Source organism: Dokdonella sp. GW821-FHT11D02, from assembly GCF_058808595.1.
The window spans coordinates 2,367,518-2,390,078 of the sequence record NZ_CM179520.1 but is presented as its reverse complement, the minus strand read 5'-3'; the positions used below and the strand labels follow the sequence as shown (position 1 = coordinate 2,390,078).

At 67.9% G+C, this 22,561-nt stretch carries 10 protein-coding genes; 6 read left to right on the top strand and 4 right to left on the bottom strand.

What is annotated here, in order from left to right; genetic code table 11:
* The first annotated feature begins 323 nt into the window (after window positions 1-323).
* From AC3QL3_RS10005 to AC3QL3_RS09980, 6 genes are all read left to right on the top strand, one after another.
* Window positions 324-5,348 (top strand): carboxypeptidase regulatory-like domain-containing protein, encoded by a 5,025-nt coding sequence (locus AC3QL3_RS10005; RefSeq protein WP_492898540.1) that lies wholly within the window; start codon window positions 324-326, stop codon window positions 5,346-5,348.
* A 238-nt stretch (window positions 5,349-5,586) separates the two neighbouring features.
* Entirely contained in the window at window positions 5,587-10,620 is a 5,034-nt protein-coding gene (locus tag AC3QL3_RS10000) for a S8 family serine peptidase (protein WP_492898538.1), read from the top strand.
* Between the two features lie 195 nt (window positions 10,621-10,815).
* A complete protein-coding gene (locus tag AC3QL3_RS09995) occupies window positions 10,816-11,856 on the top strand; it encodes a DmsE family decaheme c-type cytochrome (protein WP_492898536.1) in 1,041 nt (346 codons plus the stop codon).
* A gap of 24 nt (window positions 11,857-11,880) precedes the next feature.
* Window positions 11,881-14,469 carry an MtrB/PioB family outer membrane beta-barrel protein gene (locus AC3QL3_RS09990; RefSeq protein ID WP_492898534.1) on the top strand — a complete coding sequence of 863 codons (2,589 nt, stop codon included), beginning with the start codon at window positions 11,881-11,883 and terminating at the stop codon, window positions 14,467-14,469.
* An 8-nt stretch (window positions 14,470-14,477) separates the two neighbouring features.
* A complete protein-coding gene (locus AC3QL3_RS09985) occupies window positions 14,478-15,140 on the top strand; it encodes a c-type cytochrome (protein ID WP_492898532.1) in 663 nt (220 codons plus the stop codon).
* 135 nt (window positions 15,141-15,275) lie between these two features.
* Complete coding sequence (locus tag AC3QL3_RS09980) at window positions 15,276-15,677, top strand: cupredoxin domain-containing protein (RefSeq protein WP_492898530.1); 402 nt, start codon at window positions 15,276-15,278, stop codon at window positions 15,675-15,677.
* Window positions 15,678-15,805: 128 nt separating this feature from the next.
* Here AC3QL3_RS09980 and AC3QL3_RS09975 read toward each other — a convergent pair whose 3' ends face one another.
* The 4 genes from AC3QL3_RS09975 to AC3QL3_RS09960 all read right to left on the bottom strand — a co-directional run bounded on the left by AC3QL3_RS09975 (window position 15,806) and on the right by AC3QL3_RS09960 (window position 22,522).
* On the bottom strand, window positions 15,806-17,005 hold the full coding sequence (locus tag AC3QL3_RS09975) for an efflux RND transporter periplasmic adaptor subunit (RefSeq protein WP_492898528.1): 1,200 nt from the start codon (window positions 17,003-17,005) through the stop codon (window positions 15,806-15,808).
* Entirely contained in the window at window positions 16,992-20,201 is a 3,210-nt protein-coding gene (locus AC3QL3_RS09970) for an efflux RND transporter permease subunit (protein ID WP_492898526.1), read from the bottom strand. The genes AC3QL3_RS09975 and AC3QL3_RS09970 overlap by 14 nt, the downstream gene beginning before the upstream one ends.
* Before the next feature lie 121 nt (window positions 20,202-20,322).
* A complete protein-coding gene (locus AC3QL3_RS09965) occupies window positions 20,323-21,714 on the bottom strand; it encodes a sensor histidine kinase (RefSeq protein WP_492898524.1) in 1,392 nt (463 codons plus the stop codon).
* A gap of 130 nt (window positions 21,715-21,844) precedes the next feature.
* The gene (locus AC3QL3_RS09960) at window positions 21,845-22,522 is read right to left on the bottom strand and encodes a response regulator transcription factor (RefSeq protein ID WP_492898522.1); all 678 of its coding nucleotides are present in this window, start codon (window positions 22,520-22,522) and stop codon (window positions 21,845-21,847) included.
* Window positions 22,523-22,561 lie beyond the last annotated feature (39 nt).

The following is a 22,561-nucleotide window of genomic DNA, read 5'->3' as shown; positions in this document are numbered from 1 at the left end:
CGATCGCGGCCATCGTCCGAGCGATGCGAGCGAGCGATGCGAGCAGCGCGCTTTCGCGAACGGTTTCGACGCACCGTGCGGCGTGACCGAGCGCGATGGGAGACGCCGAGCGCGCGCGGCGGCGTCGCGATCACGCGGCCTGCCGACGATCCAAGTCCTTTGTTCCGCTTGAAGTTAAGGGACAGCGAAGGCACCGCAAAGGCGGCGCGAATGCAGCGCCGTCGGCGCGTCATCTAGGTTCGTTAGGGCCGTGCCTCGCTGTTGCCGCTGGGGTGGTAAGCGGGCGCGCTGCGTCACCACCCTTTCGCTATCGAGAGAACGTCATGCCTGGGGAAACCTCATCATCGAGACGACGGCCGCCGCGCCGTCGCGTCTGGTCCACATTCGCAGCCACCGTCTTGTGCTGCGCCGCGCTGGTCTTCGGCAGCGGCGTCCTCGCGGCCGGCAAACCGATCGTTTCGACGGCGCGCACGCTGCCACCGTCGGGCACCGGCGCCGATCCCGCATCCAATCCGAACGGCGTCGAAATCGCCGCATCCCTGCAACGCGAACTGCGCGCGGGTGCTACGCGCGATTTCGCGATCGAGCTGCGCGAACGCGCCGATCTGTCGGCTGCGTTCAGCATGGATTGGATCGAGCGCGGGCGTTACGTCTACGAGCACCTGCACGCGACCGCCGAGCGCAGCCAGTCCGGTTTGCGCGCGATGCTCGATCGCCGCGGCGTGCGTTATCGCTCGTTCTGGATCAAGAACGCGATCGTGGTCGAGCAAGGCGACCTGGCGACTTTGCAAGCGAGTGCGCTCTTCAACGAAGTTGCGCGCATTCGCGAAGCGCCGCGGCTGCGCATGGCGCGCTCCGACTCGAGCGCGGCCAAGTCGGTCGCGCTCGAGGACGTCGATGGGATCGCATCGAACATCGCCCATGTGGGCGCCGATCGCGTCTGGGCCGGCGGCATCACCGGCGACGGCGTCACCGTCGGTCTCATCGACGAAGGCGCCTTCCACACGCACGAGGCCTTGCAGCGGCAGTACCGCGGCAATCTCGGCGGCGGCCGCGTCGAACACGACTACAACTGGTTCGGGCCGAGCGGACATCCCGACACCCCGATCGCCGAAGGCGCGCGCGGCATCCGCGCGCTCGGCACGATCCTGGGCGACAACGGCGCCGCCGATCCGGCGCAGCGCAAGCGGATCGGCATGGCGCCGAACGCGAAATGGATCGCCTGCTACGGCTTGTTTATGGACGGCGGTACCGAGTTCGCCCTGCCCGAATGCGGCCAATTCATGCTGGCGCCGACCAAGACCGACGGCAGCGCGCCCGATCCGGACCGGCGTCCGCAGGTGGTCAACAATTCCTGGAACTACCAGAGCTGCAACGGCGACAACGGCTTCTTCCGCGAGATCGTGGAGAACTGGGTCGCCGCCGGCATCTTCCCGGTGTTCGCGGCCGGCGACGCGGCGAGTTGCAGCCTGCCCGAACCGGCCGGCCTGTCGACCGTGTGGAGCCCCGCTTCGCTCGGCGCCGCGTTCGCGGTCGGCTCCAGCGGCAACCACGACGGTCTGTACGCGCGCCATTCGCTGTGGGGTCCGAGCACGGCGAGCAGCGCCGGTCTGCCGCATTATCCCGACCCGCGCGGCTGGCCGACCTTGAAGCCGCAGGTGATCGCGCCTGGTATGGACATCGTCTCCGCCGCCGACGGCCTCGATGCGTACTCCGCCATCAACGGCACCGCGATGGCGGCGCCGCACATCAGCGGCCTGGTCGCGCTGATGCTCGAAGCCGGCGACTGCCTGCGCGGCGACTACGCCACGCTCGGCACGCTGATCATGCAGACGGCGCGGCCGATCGACTATGACACCGGCGGCTCGCCGCCGCCCGGCCCCGGCAACGTGCCCAACTACGCTGCCGGCTGGGGCGAGATCGATGCGCCGGCTGCGGTCGAGGCGGCGGCGCAGGCATGCGGGCCGCACGGCATCGTGCGCGGCACCGTCAGCGACGCCAACGGCCAGCCGCTCGCCGGCGCCAAAGTCGAAGTCTTCGCCGACGAGAACGTGCGCATCCACCAACGCACGACCGAGCGCGACGGCAGCTATGTCTGGAGCCTGCCGGTGAACGCGAGCGGCTACACCATCCGCGTCACCAAGTACGGTTATCTGCCCTATCGCGAGAACGGCATGCTGGTGCAGAACGGCGCCACCATCGTGCGCGACGTGCCGCTCGCGATGGCGCCGACCTACAAGGTCAGCGGCCGCGTCACCGACGCGACCACCGGCTGGCCGCTGCACGCCAAGGTGGTGATCGGCGGCTATCCGGGCGAGCCGATCTGGACCGATCCGGCCAGCGGCCGCTATTCGATCCGCCTGGCCGAAGGCGTGCACTACCGCTTCGACGTCGACAGCGACATCCCCGGCTACAAGACGCAGACGCGCGAAGTCGACTCGATCGCCGGCGGCACGCAGGACTTCGCGCTGGACGCCGACCGGGTCGCTTGCAGTGCGCCCGGCTACGCCTACGCGACGACCCGCCTCAGCGAAGGATTCGAGAACAACGGCAGCGCACCGCCGAGCGGCTGGACGCGTTCGAGCAACGGGATCGGTTGGATCTTCGGCGGCCAAGCCGACGTCACCACCAGCTACTTCTACGTCACCGAACACGGCCGCTTCGCCGCCGCCAACGACCAGCTCGGCGCCAACAACGGCCTCGACAACGACGGCAGCGTCGACTACCTGCTGACGCCACCGCTGAATCTGCTCGGCCTGACTGAGCCGGTGCTGTCCTACCAAAGCTTCTTCTATCCGTCGGGTGTGCTGGCGCGAGCGGAAGCCAGCATCGACGGTGGCGCGCACTGGGTCGCGCTCGGCGTGCCCAAGATCGTCGCCGATCGCGAACCGTGGACGCGCGAAGCGGTCAGCCTGCGCGAGGTCGTGTCGGCGAATACGCGCATCCGCTTCCACGCCGACGACGGCACCGTACCCGGCGATCCGCATCGCCTCGCCGCGGGCTGGGCGATCGACGACGTCGTCGTCGCCGCCAATTGCATCGCGCCCACCGGTGGCGGCCTGGTGTTCGGCCACGTGCGCGACGCCAACGACGGACGCGCTCTGGACGGCGCCGTGGTCAGCGTCGAGGGCGGTCTGCTCACGACCACCACGACCAGTGCCGACCCCGCCCTCGGCGCGGGTTTCTACGCCGTCCATGCGGCCGCCGGCACACGCACCGTGAGCGCACGGCGCGGCACGCAGCCGGCCGGCTACGGCGACGCCAGCGCGACGCCGAACGTGGTCAACGCCGCCAACACCCTGGCCGAGCTGGCGCTGCCGGCCGGGCGCTTGCGCGTCTATCCGACCCAGATCGCCGCCGAGGTCGAACTCGGCACGACCAAGAACGTCGCGCTGCAGATCGGCAACACCGGCACGCGACCGCTCCAGTACGGCTTCGAGCAGGCGGCGATCGAAGAGCACTTCGAGGGAGGTTTTCCGCCGCCGGGCTGGACCACGCAAACCCTCAGCGGCGGCTGCCACTGGGGGCCGGTCGACTTCGATCAGATCTACAACTACGCCGGCGGCGACGGCAATGCCGCCGCGATCAACCCGCGCTTGTGCGCCGAGGGTGGCGACGTGGACGCCGTGCTGACGTCGCCGCCGCTCGATTTGAGTGCCAGCCAAACCGCGTCGATCGGCTTTTTCCTGTCCCTGTACGAAGGCCCCGACAGCTGGCCGCGCTTCGACGTCGAGGTTTCCGCCGACGGCGGCGGCAGCTGGACCTCGGTCTACAGCGAGACGCGCGAGAACAACGGCGGCGGCCCCGGCGCGCTGATCGAAACCGACATCAGCGCCTTCGTCGGTTCCAGCGACGTACGCGTGCGGTTCCACTACAAGGCGACGCCGCCTTGGAGCTGGGCGGTGATCGATCAGGTGCATCTGTTCAATACCGTCAACTCGAGTCCGATCCTCGACCTGGCGCCCGATGCCGGCGCGCTCGCGGCGGGCGAATCGCGCAACCTGCAGGCGACGTTCGATGCGCGCGCGATCGCGCAGCCCGGTGTCTACGACGTCGACATCCAGATGATCACCGACACGCCGTACTACTGGGCGCTCGGCGATGTGGTGGCGAAGATGACGGTGACGGCGCCGGCCTCGTGGGGCGTGCTCGCCGGTAGCGTGCGTGGCCTCGGTTACTGCGAAGCCGATCCGCACGCGCTCGGCGACGCCACGATCAAGATCGTCGATCGCAACGGCACCGTGCATGCGACCAAGAGCGCGCGCGACGGCAGCTACAGCTACTGGCTCGACGCCGCACGCGGGCCGTTCACGCTGACCGTCTCCGCCGCCGACCACCTCGACGCGAGCGGCGAGTTCGCCGTGACGGCGGGTGCGCAAGCGAGCGCCGACTTCGGCCTGCGTCCGCTGCGCGCGTGCGTGGTCACCGATCCGGCCAACGTGAGCGCGCAGGTGGAATCGGGCAAGAGCACGCAGCGCTCGTTCGACCTGATGAACACCGGCGCCGCCGCTGCTGATTGGACACTGAGCGTCGGTGGCGACCCGAGCATCAAAACCTTGGTGCCGTGGATACAGACCTCGAGCCGTCGCCTCGACGAATCCGGCGGCTTCGCCTGCCACGGCGCGTTCACCACGCAGAACAGCTGGATGCGCAAGTTCGATCTGGCCGAGCGCAATGCGCCCGGCGAGGAAGTGCTGCTGACCCGGGTCAACTTCGGCGCCGACCTCGCGTCCTCGCTGCAGGGTACGCAAACGATCTCGATCCGCGTGCACGAACTGGTGGGCGAGCTGGTCTTCGCCAACCTGCGCTTGCTCGGCGAGAAGAGCTTGCAAGTGGGGGCGATGCAGCAGCAGCCGCTGAGCGTGAGCTTCGATCCGCCGCTGGTCGCGCGCGGCGACAGCGTGCTGGTGGTGGAGATCCGGTCGCCCGACGGCGTCGCCACGGGCTCGAATTTCTATCCGGGCGGCAACGAAGCCGAAGAAAGCGCCCCCGCCTACTGGGCCTCGCCCGATTGCGGCTACGACGAGCCGGTCACCTTCGCGGAGGCCCATTTCACCTGGCTGCGCCTGGTGCTCGACATCGAAACCAAGGCCAGCGATCCGTGCGGCGCCGGCGCCACGCCGGTCAACTGGCTGGCGCTGTCCGCCGCCGGCGGCAACATCGCCGCCGATGCGACGGTGCCCCTGCAGGCGACGTTCAATGCCGGCGGCCGCGCGGATGGAAGCTACCGCGGCGCGATGTGCCTGACGCCGGGACGCGGCTCGTCCTATCCGCGGGTGGTGCCGACGACCTTGCGCGTCGGCCAGGGCGGCGATGCGATCTTCGCCGACGGCTTCGACGGGTCGTAAAACCAGCGGGCGCTCCGGCCGTGGTCCGGAGCGCCTTTCTTCTCGCCAGGATGCGAGGATCGTCGTGCAAGTGACTGTTTTCCCTTCGAGCTAAGGGACAGCGAAGGCAGCGTAAAGGCGGCGCGAATGCGCCGCCGCGAGCGCATCGCCTAGTTTCGGAAGGTCCTGCCTCGGCCTTGCCCCATTGCCGGCACGCAGGTTGGCATCGACCATCGCTCTCCGAAATCGAGGAACCGTCATGCTTTTGGAACACCTCTCGCCGCTGCGGCTGTGGTTGCGCGGCCGCCGTTGGCCCGGCTTCTGGGCTACGGTCCTCGGCGCTGCCGCGCTGACCTTCGGCAGCGGCGCACTGTCGGCCGCCGGTCGCGGCGTCATCGCCATACCCGATTCGCATCAGCCCGGCAGCGCCCCGATCCTGCACCGGGACGGCGTCGAACTGTCGGCCCGACTCGAACGGCAAGTGCGCGATCTCGGCCAAGCCGACTTCGCGATCGAGTTCAGCGAGCGCGCCGATCTGTCGGCCGCCTCCAAGATGGCCTGGAACGAACGCGGCCGCTACGTCATCCAGCGCCTGCGCGAGACCGCCGAACGCAGCCAAGCCTCGGCGCGTCGGATGCTGCAGGCGCGCGGCGCCCGCTTCGAGCCGTATTGGATCAAGAACACCATCCTCGTGCGCCAGGGCGATCTGGCCACGCTCGCCGCCGCCAGCCGCCTCGACGGCATCCAGCGCATCCGCGAGTTGCCGACGACTAAGCTGGTCGAACCCGATCGCGCCAACCAGCAGGCGCGCGCGAACGGGACCGCCGACGGCACCGGCGAAAACATCAGCCACATCGGCGCGCCGCAGGCCTGGCAGCAAGGCGTGACCGGCAACGGCGTCACCGTCGGCATCATCGACAACGGCTTTCTCTACACCCATCAGGCGATCGTCAAGCAGTACCGCGGCAACCACGACGGCGTCTTCGATCACGACTACAACTGGTTCGCTCCCGGCCGGCTGCTGCCCGAACCGACCGTGTTCGACAATCCGCACGGCACGCACGTGCTCGGCACCATCGTCGGCGACGATCACAACGCCGTCGCCGCGCAGCGCAACCGCATCGGCGTCGCGCCCGGCGCGCAATGGATGTCGTGCATGGGCATCGACTTCGAAGGCAACAGCGCGCCCTTGTTGCTCGGCTGCGGCCAGTTCATGCTGGCGCCGACCAAGACCGACGGTACCGCGCCCAACCCCGACCTGCGCCCGCAGGTGGTCAACAACTCCTGGTCGGAAGGTACTTGCGACGGCACCGCCACGCCGTTCTATGCCGATGTCGTCGATGCCTGGATCGCCGCCGGCCTGTTTCCGGTGTTCGCCGCCGGCAACACCTTCAGCTGCGACCTGCCCGACGCGCATTTGTCCACCGTCTCCAGCCCCGCTTCGCTGGCGAGCGCGTTCGCGGTCGGCTCCAGCGGTAACCACGACGGCCAGTACGCCAGCCATTCGCTGTGGGGACCCACCACCGCCGTCAGCCCCGGCCTGCCCAACTATCCCGATCCGCGCGGCTATCCGCAGCTGAAGCCGCAGGTGGTCGCCCCCGGCGTCGACATCCGCTCCGCCGCCGGCGACAACGACAGCGGCTACATCACGATGACCGGCACCTCGATGTCCTCGCCGCACATCACAGGCTTGGTCGCCTTGATGCTGGAAGCGGGCGAGTGTCTGCGCGGCGACTATCCCACGCTCGGCACGTTGATCATGCAGACCGCGCGGCCGATCCCCTACGACACCGCCGGCGATCCGGCGCCGGGACCGGGCAACGTGCCCAACTACGCCACCGGCTGGGGCGAGATCGATGCGCCGGCCGCGGTGGTGGCGGCATCGAACGCGTGCGGTCCGCAGGGTGTCGTCGCCGGCAAGGTGACCAGCGCAAGCGGTGCGCCGGTCGCGGCGGCGCGGGTCGAGTTCTTCGTCGATCCGAACGTCAAGATCTACCAGACGCTCACCGATACCGACGGCAGCTTCCGCCGCCGCCTGCCGCAGTCGCTCAGCGGCGGCTACACGGTGCGCGTTTCGGCCTACGGTTACCTGCCCTCGTCCGAAGCCGGCCTGTTGATCGCCAACGGCCAGACCACGCAACACGACGCGCAACTCGCCGCAGCGCCGGTGCACAAGATCAGCGGCCGCGTCACCGACGCGCAGACCGGCTGGCCGCTGCACGCGCGCGTGCGCATCGGCGGCTACCCCGGCGCTGCGATCTGGACCGATCCGGTGACCGGCGGCTACTCCGCGCGGCTGGCCGAAGGCACCGCGTATCGCTTCGATATCGACAGCGACATTCCCGGCTACCAGGCGAGCACGCGCGACCTGGCGGACCTGTCGCAAGGCGGCACGCAGGACTTCGCCTTGAACGCCGACGTGATCCGCTGCGAAGCGCCCGGCTATCGATTCGCGCAGACCTTGCTGCAGGAAGACTTCGAACACACCGGCAGCGCGCCGCCGGCCGGCTGGAGCCGTTCCAGCTCCGGGCTCGGCTGGTTATTCGGCGCGGCGGCGGATCTGTCGGGCGGCGAATTCCACTTCCCCGAGCACGGGCGCTTTGCGGCAGTCAACGACGAGCTAGGCGCCGGCGGCGGTTGGGAGAACGACGGCAGCAAGGATTTCCTGAGCATGCCGGCGCAGAACCTGGCCGGGCTCGTCTCTCCGGTTCTGCGCTTCGCCAGCTACCTGCCGATGGACCGCCCGCGCGCCACCGTCGAGGCCAGTACCGACGGCGGCGCGACTTGGTCGACCGTCGGCGCGGTGACGTCGACGAAGGGCGGCGGCTGGACGCAAGAAGCCGTGAGCCTGAGCGGAATCAACTCGAACAACGTGCGCCTGCGCTTCCATTCCGACGACGGCACCACCGACGAACCGGGCAGCGGCTTTCTCGGCAACGGCTGGGGCATCGACGATGTGCGCATCGGCGCGAATTGCGTCGCGCCGACGCAAGGCGGCTTGGTCGTCGGCCAGGTGCGCGACGCCAATACCGGCGCGCCGTTGAACGGCGCCGCGGTCAGCGCGAACGGCATCACCCTCGCGACCGCTTCCAGCGGCGACGCCAGCGTCGGCGACGGCTTCTTCGCGCTCTACGCACCGGCCGGCGCACCGTTGATCGAAGCGAAGCGCGGCACGCTGCCGGCCGGCTACGGCGACACTTCCGCCACGCCGAGCGTCGTCAACGGCAAGACCGTTCGCGCCGAACTGGCGCTGCCGGCCGGGCGCTTGCGGCTGTTCCCGAGCGGCCCCAGCGGTTCGGTCGAACTCGGCCGCACCGCGACCGTGCCGTTCACCGTCACCAACAGCGGCACGCAGGCGTTGAACTTCGGCTTCGAACAGGCTGCGCTGGAAGAACATTTCGAAGGCAGCGTGTTTCCGCCGGCCGGCTGGCAAGTCCAGGGCACGGCCGCGCCGTGCGGCTGGCGCCAGGTCGATCCGTCGCTCGATCCCAACTACGCCGGCGGCGACGGCAAGGCGGCGACGATCCGGCTGTTCCCGTGCGACAGCAGCACGCGAACGGATGCGTCGCTGATCACGCCTCCGCTCGACTTGGCCAGCAGCCACACCGCGTCGATGGGCTTTTTCCTGTCGCTCTCTCCCGGCGCTGGCAATACGCCGCGCCTGGACAACGACGTCTCGCGCGACGGCGGCAGCTGGACCACCGTGTCGACGATCGCCAGCGATACCAGCGGCGACGGTCCGGGCACCTTGATCGAACTCGACCTCACGCCGTTCGTCGGCTCCGCCGACGTGCGCGTGCGCTTCCGCTATCAGGGCACACCGCCCAACGGCTCGGTCACCGTCGATCAGGTGCATCTGTTCAACGGCGTCAGCATGAGCCCCTGGCTCAAGCTCGCGCCGGAAAGCGGCGCACTCGCCGCCGGGGCCAGCCGCAATCTGGATGCAACCTTCGATGCGCGTGCGATCGCGCAGCCCGGCGTCTACAGCCTGCCGATCCGTGTCGCCGAAGACACCCCGTACGACTGGCCGTTCGGCGACGTCGAAGCGAGCATGACCGTGACCGCACCGGCCAGCTACGGCTCGATCGGCGGCGCAGTGCAGAGCCTCGGCTACTGCGACGCCAGTCCGACGCCGCTCGCCGGCATCGCAGTGACGATCGCGCCCGCCAGCGGAGCGTCCTACTCGGCCGTCACCGACGCCGACGGCAACTACCGTTACTGGGTGGAAGCCGCGCGCGGACCGTACACGGTGAGCGTAGCGGCGCCCGGTCACGTTGCCGCCAGCCGTTCGATCGCGGTCGACGCGGGCGGCAGCGCGGACGGCGCCTTCGGGCTGCGTTCGCTGCAATCGTGCTTGCTGACCGACCCGGCTGCAGTCAGCGCGAACGTAGCCAGCGGGCAGAGCGTGCAACAGCCGTTCACCCTGCTCAACGCGGGTGCCGCGGCCGCCGATTGGACGCTGCGCACGGGTGGCGATCCGAACCTGCTTTCACTGGTGCAGCTGTCGCAGACCAGCAGTCCGGACCCGTTGCAGAACGCCAGTTTCGGCTGCGTCGAGCCCGGTACCGAATTCGCGCTGGAGAACAGCTGGATGCGCGTCTTCCCGTTGGCCGAGCGCGGCCTGCCGGAGCGCCAAGTGATCGTCAGCGGGCTTAGCTTCGCGGTCAACAACGCCGACGCGGCGAGCGGCACACAGTCGATCGACGTACGCCTGCATTCGCTCAGCGGCGAGCTGCTGCTGAAGAACTTGACCTTGCTGCGCGAGAAGCGCGTGGACGTCGCCAACATCGGCGCGGCGCAGCGCATGAGCGTCGCGTTCGACCAGCCGATCACCGTTGCGGGCGATACGGTGTTGGTGGCCGAGGTGCACGTGGCCGGCAACGGAGAAGCCGCGTTCACTCTGGGTGGCAATCGTCAGGACGAAAGCGCATCCGCCTACTGGCTCGCGCCAGCGTGCGGCGCGTACGAGCCGACCGCTTATGCCGACCTCGGTCAGCAGCTGGCCGAGATCCACACGATCCTCGAGATCGACACCCAAGCCAGCGATCCCTGCGGACCGCACGCCACGGCGGTCGACTGGCTCGCACCGGCGCAGGCGAGCGGCCATCTCGCCGCCGACGCCAGCGCGCCGCAGACGGCGACGTTCAATGCCGGCCAGCGCAGCGACGGCCGTTACGAAGGCACGATGTGCATCACGCCGGGCAAGAGCGCAGCGCCGACGGTGGTACCGGTCAGCCTGAACGTCGGTCAAGGCGGCGACGCGATCTTCGCCGACGGCTTCGACGGAGCCTGATCTTCGTGCAAGACGACGCGCCGGCCGCACGCAGCGGCCGGCGCGTCGAATGCGGCATCGGTCCCCGCTTCTCTTTTCACCGCCTCCCTTTTCGCATTCGACTTGCGAGCTGCCGCCGCCGTTGCATCGCGGCGGCAACCTTTCGGCTTCGATCCGGTACCTAGGGTCGTTCGTCCAGCCGAAGGATCCGCATTCATGCCGTTGCCCGGAGGTAGTCGCGTTGCGCGTCGATTCCGGCGCGCGCTGAAAATCGGACTGCTTGCGGCGACGCTTTCTTTGGCGGCGTGGCTGGCCTTGGCACAGGCGAGCGCGGCCGATACGGACGCGGCCTCGGTCGCGCTGCCGGTCGCACCGGGCTTCGCCAAGGCGAAGGTCGCCGCCAATCCGAACGCGCCCGACGCCACGCCGGTCGGCGAAGCGACCTGCTTCGCCTGCCATCAGCTCGAAGCCGAGCACTTCACCCACACCCTGCACGCGCTCGGCCTGCATGCGGCGAACAAGGCCGACGGCTCGATTCCGGTGTGCGAGACCTGCCACGGTCCCGGTTCGCTGCACGCGCAGGCGCCGCTGACCAAGGGTTACATCCTCTCCTACACCAAGAACGGCGGCACGCCGATCGAGGCGCAGACCAAGACCTGCCTGACTTGTCACGAAGGCGGCGCGCGCGATCACTGGCTCGGCTCGGTGCATCAGCGCAACGGCCTCTCCTGCAGCGACTGCCACAACCCGATGGCGAAGTTCTCGGTCGAAGGCTCGCTCGCCAAATCTTCGATCAACGACACCTGCGCGCAATGCCACAAGGACGTGCGCCTGCAATTCAACCGCCGCTCGCACATGCCGCTGCCGGAAGGCCAGATGAGCTGCGTCGATTGCCACAATCCGCACGGCAGCTTGACCGCGTCGCTGCTCAAGACCAACACGGTCAACGAGACCTGTTACCAGTGCCACGCGGAGAAGCGCGGCCCGTTCCTGTTCGAACACGCGCCGGTGCGCGAGAGCTGCCTCAACTGCCATACGCCGCACGGCTCCAACCAGCACGCGCTGCTGGTCGCGCCGATTCCGTTCCTGTGCCTGCAATGCCACACCCAGTTGCAGCATCCCAACGACTTGCACACGCCGCAGTCGCTCGGCAACGGCATGCACCCGGACGAACGCATCATGGGCCGCGGCTGCATCACCTGCCACGCCAACATCCACGGCTCGAATGCGCCGTCGGGGCCGAAGTTCCACGAATAGGGATCGGAGGCCGTGATGAAGCGCATGACCATTCGTCTCCCGTCGTCATTTCCGCGCCGTTCGGCTGCGCTGCCTGCGCGTCTGGTCGCGGCAGTGACGGCGGCGTGCTGCTCGTTCGCGTGGGCCGACAGCGGCGTCGGGGTCGACAGCTGGCGCGCGACCAAGCTCGATCCGAGCGCCGGCGCGAACGTCGAAGGCTGCGACGAGCGCGGCACCAGCTGGCTGCTGCCGGGGCAACGGCGCACGCCGAGCGGGAACCTCTACGCCTGCCCGCCGGCGACCGATCCGATGCACGAGCGCGGCGACTGGCGTTACGGCGGCGTGTTGCAGTTCGGCTATATCGGCAGCGGCGGCGACGATCGCAACGCGCTGTGGAATCGCTACGCGTTCTGGGACAACGGCGCCGTGCTCGGCTTGGCCGCGGTCGATGCCGAGCGTCCCGCCGACGGCAGCTACGCCAACCTGCGCGCGACGCGCATCAGCGACGACGACCAGTACTACAAGCTCGCCTTCGGCCGCGCCGGCAGCTATCGCCTGCAAGCTTCGCTGCGCGACATCTCCAACGCGCTCAGTTCGAACGCGAAACCGATCTGGAACGGCGTCGGCAGCAACACGCTGACCTTGCCGGCCGCACTGACGCCGGGCGCGAGCACGCCCGAACAAGTGGCCGCACTGTCGGCGGCGACGCCGGAGCGCACGCTGAAGGTGAAGCGCTCCAAGCAGACCTTCGGCTACAGCAGCTACCTGACGCCGCAATGGAGCGCTTACGCCGATCTCAGCAACGAACAGCGCAAGGGCGCGCGACCCTACGGCGGCACGTTCTTCTTCAACTTCCCCTTCCCCGACAACGGTGGCGTGCTCGAAACGGTCAAGCCGATCAACGACTCCACCGCGAACGTGAACCTCGGCCTGCGCTACGCGGGCACGCGCTGGCGTTTGGATTTCGGCTACTCCGGCTCGTTCTATCGCGACGCCAACCGGCGCTACACCTTCCAGATGCCGTTCGCGCTGCAGCCGGTGGTGCCCGGTGCGGTTGCGGCGCCGCTGACCACCGGGCAGATGTCGACCGAGCCGGACAACGACTATCACAACCTCAAAGCCGCGCTGACACGCAAGCTGCCTCTGAACGGCGAGTTCTCCTTGACCGCGTCGGTCGGCCGCATGCGCCAGAACGATGCGCTGATCGCGCCGGTCGACTGCCAAGGCGTGTTCGGCATCGGCCGCGGCGGCAGCTTGCAGCTCGGCCCGCAAAATCCTTCGCTGTACGACTGCTCGCAGTGGAACACGCCGGCCGCGCTGTCGCGCCGCAGCGCCGACATGCAGATCGACACGACCTTGCTCGACGCGCGCCTCGCGCTGCAGCCGCTGCGCGATCTCAGCGTGCGCGGCGGCGTGCGCTTCAATCGCGAGGACTATCGCAACGGCTATCTGATGCTCAATCCGCTCACCGGCCAGTACGGCTACGTCAGCGAGAACGGCAGCCAAGGCAGCGTGGTGCCGGGCGAGAGCGGCATCTGGGACCCGGGCGCGAACGCGGCCAGCCTGACGCGCATTCGCAGCCTGCCGCTGGATCAGCAGACGATCGATGCGGATGTCGGCGCGGACTGGAAGCTCGGCGAGCGCAATACGCTCGGTTTGACCTATGCGTTCAATCGCTCCGAGCCGAGCCATCGCGAGCGCAGCCGCGTCGACAGCGACAGCCTCAAGCTGACCTGGGTCAACCGCAGCTTCGACTGGCTGACCTTGCGCGCGAACCTGAGCTTCATCAAACAGGATGGCGACCGCTACGACTACGACCCCTACGAATTCACCTGGTCGAGCAGCCTGCCCGGCTTCCGCGCGCCGTTCGCCGGGGTGCCGGCGCATACGGTCGAGGCGATGCGCAAGTACGACCTGTCCAGCCGCGACCAGCGCAAGCTGAGCTTGATGGCGACGGTCGCGCCGCGCGACGACATGACCATCAGCGCATCGTTGCGCGGCGATTGGAACGACTACGACGCGCAGATCGGCCGCCAGGGTTATTCGACCTTCGGCGCGACGGTGCAATGGGAGTGGCAGCCGACGCCGCATACGCAGGCCAGCGTCTACTACGGCTACGACCGCTCGCACTTACGCGAAGCGAACGTCAACGAGCTGAATGCGAACGGCGTCGATCCGCGCCTGGGCGGCTCGACCTATCCGCTGGCCGGACGCTGGTGGGTGAGCGATTCGCAGCGCAACCAGAACGCCGGCATGAACCTGCGCCACGACTTCGGCCGCGTGCGCCTGGAAGCGGATTGGAGCAGCCTCAACGCGCGCGGGATCACCGCCTACTCCTACGCTTCTTCGCTCGCGTTGGCATGGGCGGATACGGTGCCGAACGACGATGCAGGCGCCGGTGCGTTCGCACCGATGCGTTATCGCGTCGACACGCTGAGCTTGGCGCTGGTGATTCCGCTGCTCGAGCGCGTTTCTCTGCGCGCATTCGGCATGTACGAACGCGGCCGCGTCGCCGACTGGCACTACGCCGGTTTCGACGCGCGCCGCGTGATCGATCATCGCGTCTACACCGACGGCGGACCGGACAGCTACGACGCGTATCTGGCCGGCCTCCTGCTCGACGTGCGCTTGTGAGGCCGGCGATGAACGCTGCGATCCGCCCTCTTCTCTTGCTCGTCGCGCTTGTCGCGCCCGGTGCCGGGGTGCCCGCGGCCGAGTGGATCGACCTGCGCGGCGCGACGCCGATCCATGGCGATGCCGCCGCCGGCGCGACCAAGGCGACCGTCTGCATCGCCTGCCACGGACCGGCCGGCAACGCGATCGTGCCGGCGTTTCCGCGCCTGGCCGGCCAGCGCGCCGACTATCTCTACTGGCGTTTGGCGAACTTCAAGCGCGGCGCCTATCCGCAGTCGGCGATGACGGCGCAGACGGCGAATCTCAACGACAGCGACCTGCGCGATCTGGCCGTCTATTTCGCCGCGCAGACCGCGACGCCGGTCGCCGGCGCCGCGGCTTCGGCTACGCGCGGCGAAGCGCTGTTCCGCCAAGGCGATCCGGCGCGCGGCACGCCGCCCTGTCAAGGCTGTCACGGCAGCGATGCGAACGGTCCGGCCGATGCGCGCCTGCGCAACTGGCCGGCGCTGCGCGGCCAGCATGCCGACTATCTGGTCGCGCGCCTCAAGGCTTATCGCGACGGCAATACCGCCGCCAGCAGCAACGAGTTCGTCATGCGCGGCATCGCGCACAGCCTCGACGACGACGCCATCGCGGCGCTCGCCGCCTGGCTCGCTTCCGCTCCGCCCTGAACCCGATTCCTCGAGGAGGTGTACCGAACCGATCCAACGTTCCGCTCGGCCATCCAACCGCCGTCCCCATCGAAGGGGCGCTCACGGCGGATCGCAACACCCTGCAAAGTTCATCACGAAAGATTAGGAGGACGCATGAAACCCCATCCCGCTCTGCTCGTCATCGCTCTACTGGCCTCCGGCTCCGCCGCGGCCGCGAATCACAACGTCTCCGTCGGTGGCAACGGACAGCTCGTCTTCACGCCGTCCAGCGTCGACGTCCTGGTCGGCGACACGGTCACCTTCACCAACGCCGGCGGCTTCCACAACGTCGCTTCGACCAATCAGGATCCGAACGCCGGCTTCACCTTCCGCTGCGCGGTCAACTGCACCGACAACAACGAAGGCAGCAATGCGGCGTGGTCCGCCGTGGTGACGATTCCGCCGTCGGCGGGTCACGCGGACATTCCGTATCTGTGCGAAGTCCACGGGCAGCAGATGTCCGGCATCTTGCACGTGACCAATCCGGTCTCGCTGCAATCGTTCGAAATCGACTGACGGCTACGCTCTACCGGTTCATCCCCACTGAGCGACACTCGCCACCTCCGCACGAAGCGCCACAGGCTCGTGCGGAGTTTTTTTGGCAGACCGGTACTTTGGCAAACCGACGCGCCGCGGACTCTTGCTCAGCCTTTGCCGTTGCCGCTCTTGGCCGCCGCAGTCTGCGCCGGTTTCGCCGCCTCGGCGATGCGCACTTCGGTGCCGCTGACGACACCGTCGGGCGGGTTCTCGATCACGCGGTCGCTGGCGTCGAGTCCGGCGCCGATCTCGACCACCTTGCCCAGATCGCGCGAAATCGTCACCGGCTTGAGCACGACCTTGTTGCTCGCATCGACCGTGGCGACGCTGACGCCTTTGGCGTTGATGATCAGCGCGCTGCCCGGAACGCTGAGGGTGCCGTTGTCGCCTTTGAGGTCGAGCCGCACGTTGGCATAGCTGCCGGGCAACAGCTCGCCGGCGGAGTTGTCGACGCTGAGCTGCATCAAGGTGGTGCCGCTGGCGGCGTTGACCGCTTGCGAGGACGACTCGACCGTTCCGGCATAGGTTTTTTCCGGATGCTCAGGCACGGCGATCGTCGCCTTGGTACCCGGCGGCACGCGCGGCACGTTGTTCTGCGGCACGCTGACGTAGACGCGCAGTTTCTTGGTGTCCGACACCACGAACAATTCCTGCCCGGCCGCGCTGCCGACGTTGACCAGCGCGCCGACATCGGTGTTGCGCGCGGTCACCACGCCGTCGAACGGCGCGACGATGCGTGCGAAACCTTTCATCGCGAGCATGCGGTCGACGTTCGCTTCGGCCGATTTCACCAGCGCCTGCTTGGTCTGCGCGTCGCTGGTCTTCTCGTCCGCCGCCTGCTTGGACACGGCGCCGGTGGCGACCATCGCCTGCCAGCGCTTGGCGGTGGTATCGGCCAAGGTTGCGTTCGACTTCGAACTGACCAGGTCGGCGCGCGACTGCGCCAGCTGCTGATCGACGTCGGGCGTTTCCAAGGTGGCGAGCACTTCGCCGGCTTTCACGGTGGCGCCGATGTCGTACTTCCAATCCTTCACGTAACCGGAGACGCGCGCGTAGATCGGCGCGCGCTGCCACGCCTCGACGCGGCCCGGCAGTTCGAGACCGGCGGTGTTGACGGCGTTGGAGGGTGGATTGACCGCAACGGTCGGCAGCGCCTGCGCCTGCGTCCATTCGTGCAGGCGCGAGGATTCCGAAGCGCGCACGATCAGACCGTGCGCGACGATCACGCCGGCGATGACGATCGCGGCGAGACCGGTCAGGCGCAGCCCTCGGCGCGAGACGGGTTGAGTGGCGTCAGACTGCGACATGAGGCTCTCCGAGCGTAGCGTTTGGTGCCGGATGCGATTTCTCGCCGTGGCGCCGATGGATGATGCTGAAGACGACGGGTACGAAGAACAGCGTCGCGATGGTGGCGAAGATCAGGCCGCCGATGACGGCGCGGCCGAGCGGCGCGTTCTGCTCGCCGCCTTCGCCGAGGCCGAGCGCCATCGGCGCCATGCCGATGATCATCGCCAAGGCGGTCATCAGGACCGGACGCAGACGCACGAAGCCGGCTTCGAGCGCGGCCGCGGTGGCGTCGCCGAGCTCGTCGAGTTTTTCGCGCGCGAATGAAATGACCAGCACGCTGTTCGCGGTCGCCACGCCCATGCACATGATCGCGCCGGTCAGGGCCGGCACCGACAAGCTGGTGTGGGTGGCGAACAGCATCCAGACGATGCCGGCGAGCGCCGCCGGTAGCGCGGTGATGATGACGAACGGGTCGCTCCAGGACTGGAAGTTGACCACGATCAGGAAGTAGATCAGGACGATCGCGCCGAGCAGGCCGAACAAGAGGCCTGAGAACGCGCTGTTCATCGTCTTCACCTGGCCGAGCAGGACCACGTTGGCGCCCTTGGGCACCTCTTTCGCGTTGGCGTCGATCACGCGCTGCACGTCGGCGGCGACGCCGCCGAGGTCGCGGTCCTGGGTGGTGGCGAAGATCTGCACCATCGGCCGGATGTCGTACTCGCTGAACACGCCGTTGACCTGGGTGCGTTCGAGATCGGCGATGCCGCCGAGCACGGTGGTGGTGCCGCCGGGCGCATTGATCGAGACGTTGCGCAGCGCTTCGAGCGAATCGAGCTGGTACTGCGGCGTCTGCATCACGATCGGATAGGTCACGTTGGTGGCCGGATTGAGCCAGTAGGTAGGTGCGACCTGGCTGGAGCCGGCCAAGTTCACCACCAGGCTGTTGGTCACATCGCGCGTGGTCACGCCGGCGTACTGCGCGCGCGAACGGTCGACGTTGACCTTGAACGCCGGCGCGCCGCCGGACTGCTGGATGCGCGCGTCGGCGATGCCGGGAATGCGGCGGATCTGATCGAGCAGCTTGTTGGCGTAGGCGAAGTTCTCGGCCAGGTTGTTGCCGCGAATCTGCAGGTCGATCGGCGCCGGCGCGCCGAAGTTCAAGATCTGGCTGACGATGTCGGCCGGCAGGAACGAGAAGGTCATGCCGGGGAAACGCCGTGGCAGCTCTTCGCGCAGGCGGCGCATGTAGTCCGCCGTCGGTGCGTGATCTTCGGCCAGCGCGATCTGGATGTCGCCGTCCTGCGAGCCGATCGTGCCGGTGTTGTTGTAGATCGTGTTGATCGAGGAAATGTAGGTGCCGACGTTGTCGACCATCGCGCGCAGATCCTGCGGCGGAATGATCTCGCGGATCGCCTGTTCGACCTCGGCGAAGCGCGCCGCGGTTTCCTCCACGCGCGTGCCGACCGGCGCGCGCGCGTGCATCAGGATCTGGCCGGCGTCGACGAACGGGAAGAAGTTGCGGCCGAGGAACGGCACCAGCAGGAACGACGCGACCACCACGACCAGAAAGCCGCTGACGAACACCTTGCGGTGCGCCAGCGCGAGGCCGAGCAGGTCGTGATAGCTGCGGCGCGAACGCTCGAAGCGCGCCTCGAAAGCGCGCTGGAAGCGCACCAGCGGATTGCGCGAGCGCGGCAGCGGCGGATTGGTGCCGTGCTCGTCGGTGTGCATGGCGTGCGGCTTCAGCAGATAGTTCGCCATCGTCGGCACCAGGGTGCGCGAGAGCAGGAACGAACAGACCATCGCCGCCATCACCGCTTCGGCCATCGGCACGAACAGGAAGCGCGCCACGCCTTCTAGGAAGAACATCGGCACGAACACGATGCAGATGCACAGCATCGACACGAACGCAGGCGTGACGATCTGCGCGGCGCCGTCGAGGATCGAGGTGCGCACGTCCTTGCCGTGTTCGAGATGCCAGTTGATGTTCTCGATCGTCACGGTGGCGTCGTCGACCAGGATGCCGACCGCGAGCGCGAGACCGCCGAGGGTCATGATGTTGAGCGTTTCGCCGAGCGCGGACAGGATCATGATCGCGCCGAGGATCGACAGCGGAATCGAGATCGCGATGATCACGGTCGAGCGCCAGCTGCCGAGGAAGAGCAGGATCATCAGGCTGGTCAGCGCCGCCGCGATCACGCCCTCCTTCGCCACGCCGCCGATCGCGTTGCGCACGAACACCGACTGGTCGCCGATCGCCTTGATCTCGAGGTTGTCGGGCATCGACGGCTTGACCTGCTCGAGCATGTCCTTGATGCCGTCGACGATGGCCAGGGTCGAGGTGGCGCCGCTCTTGAGCACGTTCATCAGCACCGAGCGGCCGCCGTCGACGTGCACGATATTGGTCTGCACCGAATTGCCGTCGCGCACGTTGGCGACGTCGCGCACGTAGACCATCGCGCCGTTGACCGCCTTGATCGGCAGGTTTCCCAAGTCCTTCAGGTCGGACGGCGCGTTGTTGAGATTGAGCGCGTATTCGAAGCTGCCGATTTTCTGCGTGCCGACCGGCGTCAGCACGTTCTGCGCGGCCAGCGTATTGGCGACGTCCTGGCCGGTCAGGCCGCGCGCCTGCAGCGCGTCGGCGTTGAGGTCGATCTGAATCTGGCGCGACTTGCCGCCGAACGGATACGGAATCGCCGAGCCCTGCACGGTGACCAGGCGCGTGCGCAGCTGGTTCATCGCGAGGTCGGCCAGGTTCTGTTCGGTCAGGCCCTTGCCCGACAGCGCCAGCTGCAGGATGGGTACGGTCGAGGCGCTGTAGTTGAGGATGAACGGCGGCGTGGTGCCGGCCGGCATCTGCCGCAACAAGGTCTGTGCCGCCGCGGTGACCTGCGCGTTGGCGGTGGCGATGTTGACGCCGGGGTGGAAGAAGATCTTGATGATGCCGAAGCCGGTGTAGGAGTTCGCCTCGATGTGCTCGATGTCGTTGACCGCAGTGGTCAAGACGCGCTCGAACGGCGTGGTGATGCGGCCTGCCATCTGATCCGGCGGCAGGCCGGTGTACTGCCAGGCCACGCCGATCACCGGAATGTTGATGTTGGGGAAGATGTCGGTCGGCGTGCGCATCGCAGCGAGCGGGCCGATGATGAGGATCAACAGGGCCATCACCACGAACGTGTACGGGCGCGACAGCGCGATGCGGACGATTCCGATCATGGGATACCGAATCAGGGGTTGATGCAGCGCGCAAAAATAGGCGCCGCGGCGCATCAGGCCAAGGCCTGAACGGATTAAGAATTCTTTACTCTTGCCGCGGCTTACCTACGCGACCGTAGGGTCAGAGCAGCGAGGACGTCGCCATCGGCCGCGTCCAGCACTGTACGCTGACTCTCGCGCCGCCACCCTCGTTGTCGCCGATCTGCAAATGGAACCCGTGCAGACGCACGATCGCCGACACGATGCTGAGACCGAGACCGTAACCCTGCGCCGGCAGCTCGCGGTCGCGCTCGCTGCGGTAGAAACGCTGCAGCACGATGTCGCGCTCCTCGCTCGGAATGCCCGGCCCGCTGTCGAGGATGTCCACGCGCGTGCCCTGCGTTTCGATGCTGGTGCGCACGCAGACCTTGCCGCCGGACGGGGTGAACTTGATCGCATTGGCGACCAGATTGCTGAACGCCTCGAACAAGAGGTGCGGATCGGCATGCACCGAGGTATGCGTCGGCGTCTCCACGCGAAACGCGATGCCGTGGTCCTCGGCCAGCGGCGCGTACAGCTCGTGCACCTGGCGCAAGGTCGCACCGAGGTCGACGCTGCCGAAGCCGGCGCGGCGACGCAGGTCTTCCAGCTCGGAGATGCGCAACAGCGCGCGAAACCGGTCGAGCAGCGCGTCGACGTCGCCGACACAGCGCTCCAGCATCGGGCCGCGGTCCGCACACTGGTCGCCCTTCTGCTGCAAGCGATGCAGCTGGGTGCGCAGCCGCGTCAGCGGCGTGCGCAGATCGTGCGCGATGTTGTCGCACACGCCCTTCACTTCGCCGATCAGGCGCTCGATTTCGCCGAGCATTCGATTGACGATGCCGGCCAACAGATCGACCTCGTCGCCGCGCTTGGACACCGGCAGCCGCCGATGCAGGTCGCCGCGCGCGATCGGCGCGACCGCGGCTTCGATCTCGCGCACGCGCCGCATCGGACGCAGGCTGAGCAGCAGCCCGCCGATCAGCCCGGGAATCACGGTCAGGGTCAGGCCCCAGAACAAGGCGTGGCGCAGGATCGTGCCGACGCGGTCGATCACGCTGGTGTCGCGTGCGATGACCAAGAGCTCGCCGCTCGGCAGCCGCTTGGCCAGGCCGCGCGCGCGCTGCGGATCGCGGCCGGCGCGCTGCAGCCCCTGCGGCAGCTCGCGGATGAGACCGTCGGCGGGCAGGTCGGTCGGCGCTTTTTCGATGTTGCCTTCCAGATACGAGCCGTCGGCGCCGAACAGGCCGAGCGACATCACGCCGCGCAGGTCGAGCGCACCGGTCGCTTCCAGCGCCTGTGGCAAGCGGTCGCGCTCGATCGTGGTCAGGTAGTGCGCGCGCTGCTCGACGATTTCGTCGACGATGTGCTCGAGGTAGCGCGAGGTTTCCCAGTAGACCAGGCCGATCAGCAGGCTGCTCCAGACCACGAAGAACGTGCCGTAGATCAAGATCAGGCGCGCCGTCGCCGAACGCCAATGGTCGCTGAGTTTCAAGGGGATGCCCCCACCGCATTGCGCATGCATCGCATGATATCCACACCTCCGCAAAACCGCGTGCACGCGTATCTGCGGAGGTCGGCCCGTCATCCTGTGCGCCAGCACATGGGCGCCGGCCGCGGGCCGATCAAGCCACTCCGAGCATGTAGCCCGAGCCGCGTACGGTCACGATCAGCTGCGGCAGGCCGGTCGGGTCGACCTTCTTGCGCAAACGGCCGATGTGCACATCGATCACGTTGGTGCCCGGATCGAAGTGATAGCCCCAGACCGCCTCGAAGATCATCGTGCGCGTCAACACCTGGCCGGAATTGCGTACCAGAAATTCGAGCAGACGAAACTCGATCGGCAGCAGTTCCAGCTCCTTCCCGCTGCGATGCGCGCTGCGTTCGATCAGGTCGAGTACCAGGTCGCCGACGCGCAAGACGGTCTCGCGCTCGGTCGCCTGGTGGCGGCGCAGCAGCACCTCGATGCGCGCGACCATCTCGTCCGGCGCGAACGGTTTGGTCAGATAATCGTCGCCGCCGGCGCGCAAGCCGCGCACGCGCTCGTCGACGTCGCTGAGCGCGCTGATCATCAACACCGGCGTCTGCACGCCGGCCTTGCGCAAGGACGTGACCAGGGCGAGACCGTCCAGCTCGGGCAACATGCGGTCGAGCGTGATCGCGTCGTAGGCGCCGCCGACCGCGCGCTCCAGCCCCTCGCGACCGTTGTCGACCCAGTCCACTTGGTTGCCGCGGCTCTGCAGTTCGGCCACGATTTCGCGAGCGGTGACCGCGTCGTCTTCGATGGTGAGTACCTTGGGCATGCCGCTACGCTAAGGATATTCGGCGCGGAATCAAGGCAT

What these genes read in the sequence shown, in the direction of transcription:
- AC3QL3_RS10005 (WP_492898540.1), top strand. Translation starts at nt 324, where the DNA reads ATGCCTGGGGAAACCTCATCATCGAGACGACGGCCGCCGCGCCGTCGC.
- AC3QL3_RS10000 (WP_492898538.1), top strand. Translation starts at nt 5,587, where the DNA reads ATGCTTTTGGAACACCTCTCGCCGCTGCGGCTGTGGTTGCGCGGCCGC.
- AC3QL3_RS09995 (WP_492898536.1), top strand. Translation starts at nt 10,816, where the DNA reads ATGCCGTTGCCCGGAGGTAGTCGCGTTGCGCGTCGATTCCGGCGCGCG.
- AC3QL3_RS09990 (WP_492898534.1), top strand. Translation starts at nt 11,881, where the DNA reads ATGACCATTCGTCTCCCGTCGTCATTTCCGCGCCGTTCGGCTGCGCTG.
- AC3QL3_RS09985 (WP_492898532.1), top strand. Translation starts at nt 14,478, where the DNA reads ATGAACGCTGCGATCCGCCCTCTTCTCTTGCTCGTCGCGCTTGTCGCG.
- AC3QL3_RS09980 (WP_492898530.1), top strand. Translation starts at nt 15,276, where the DNA reads ATGAAACCCCATCCCGCTCTGCTCGTCATCGCTCTACTGGCCTCCGGC.
- AC3QL3_RS09975 (WP_492898528.1), bottom strand. Translation starts at nt 17,005, where the DNA reads ATGTCGCAGTCTGACGCCACTCAACCCGTCTCGCGCCGAGGGCTGCGC.
- AC3QL3_RS09970 (WP_492898526.1), bottom strand. Translation starts at nt 20,201, where the DNA reads ATGATCGGAATCGTCCGCATCGCGCTGTCGCGCCCGTACACGTTCGTG.
- AC3QL3_RS09960 (WP_492898522.1), bottom strand. Translation starts at nt 22,522, where the DNA reads ATGCCCAAGGTACTCACCATCGAAGACGACGCGGTCACCGCTCGCGAA.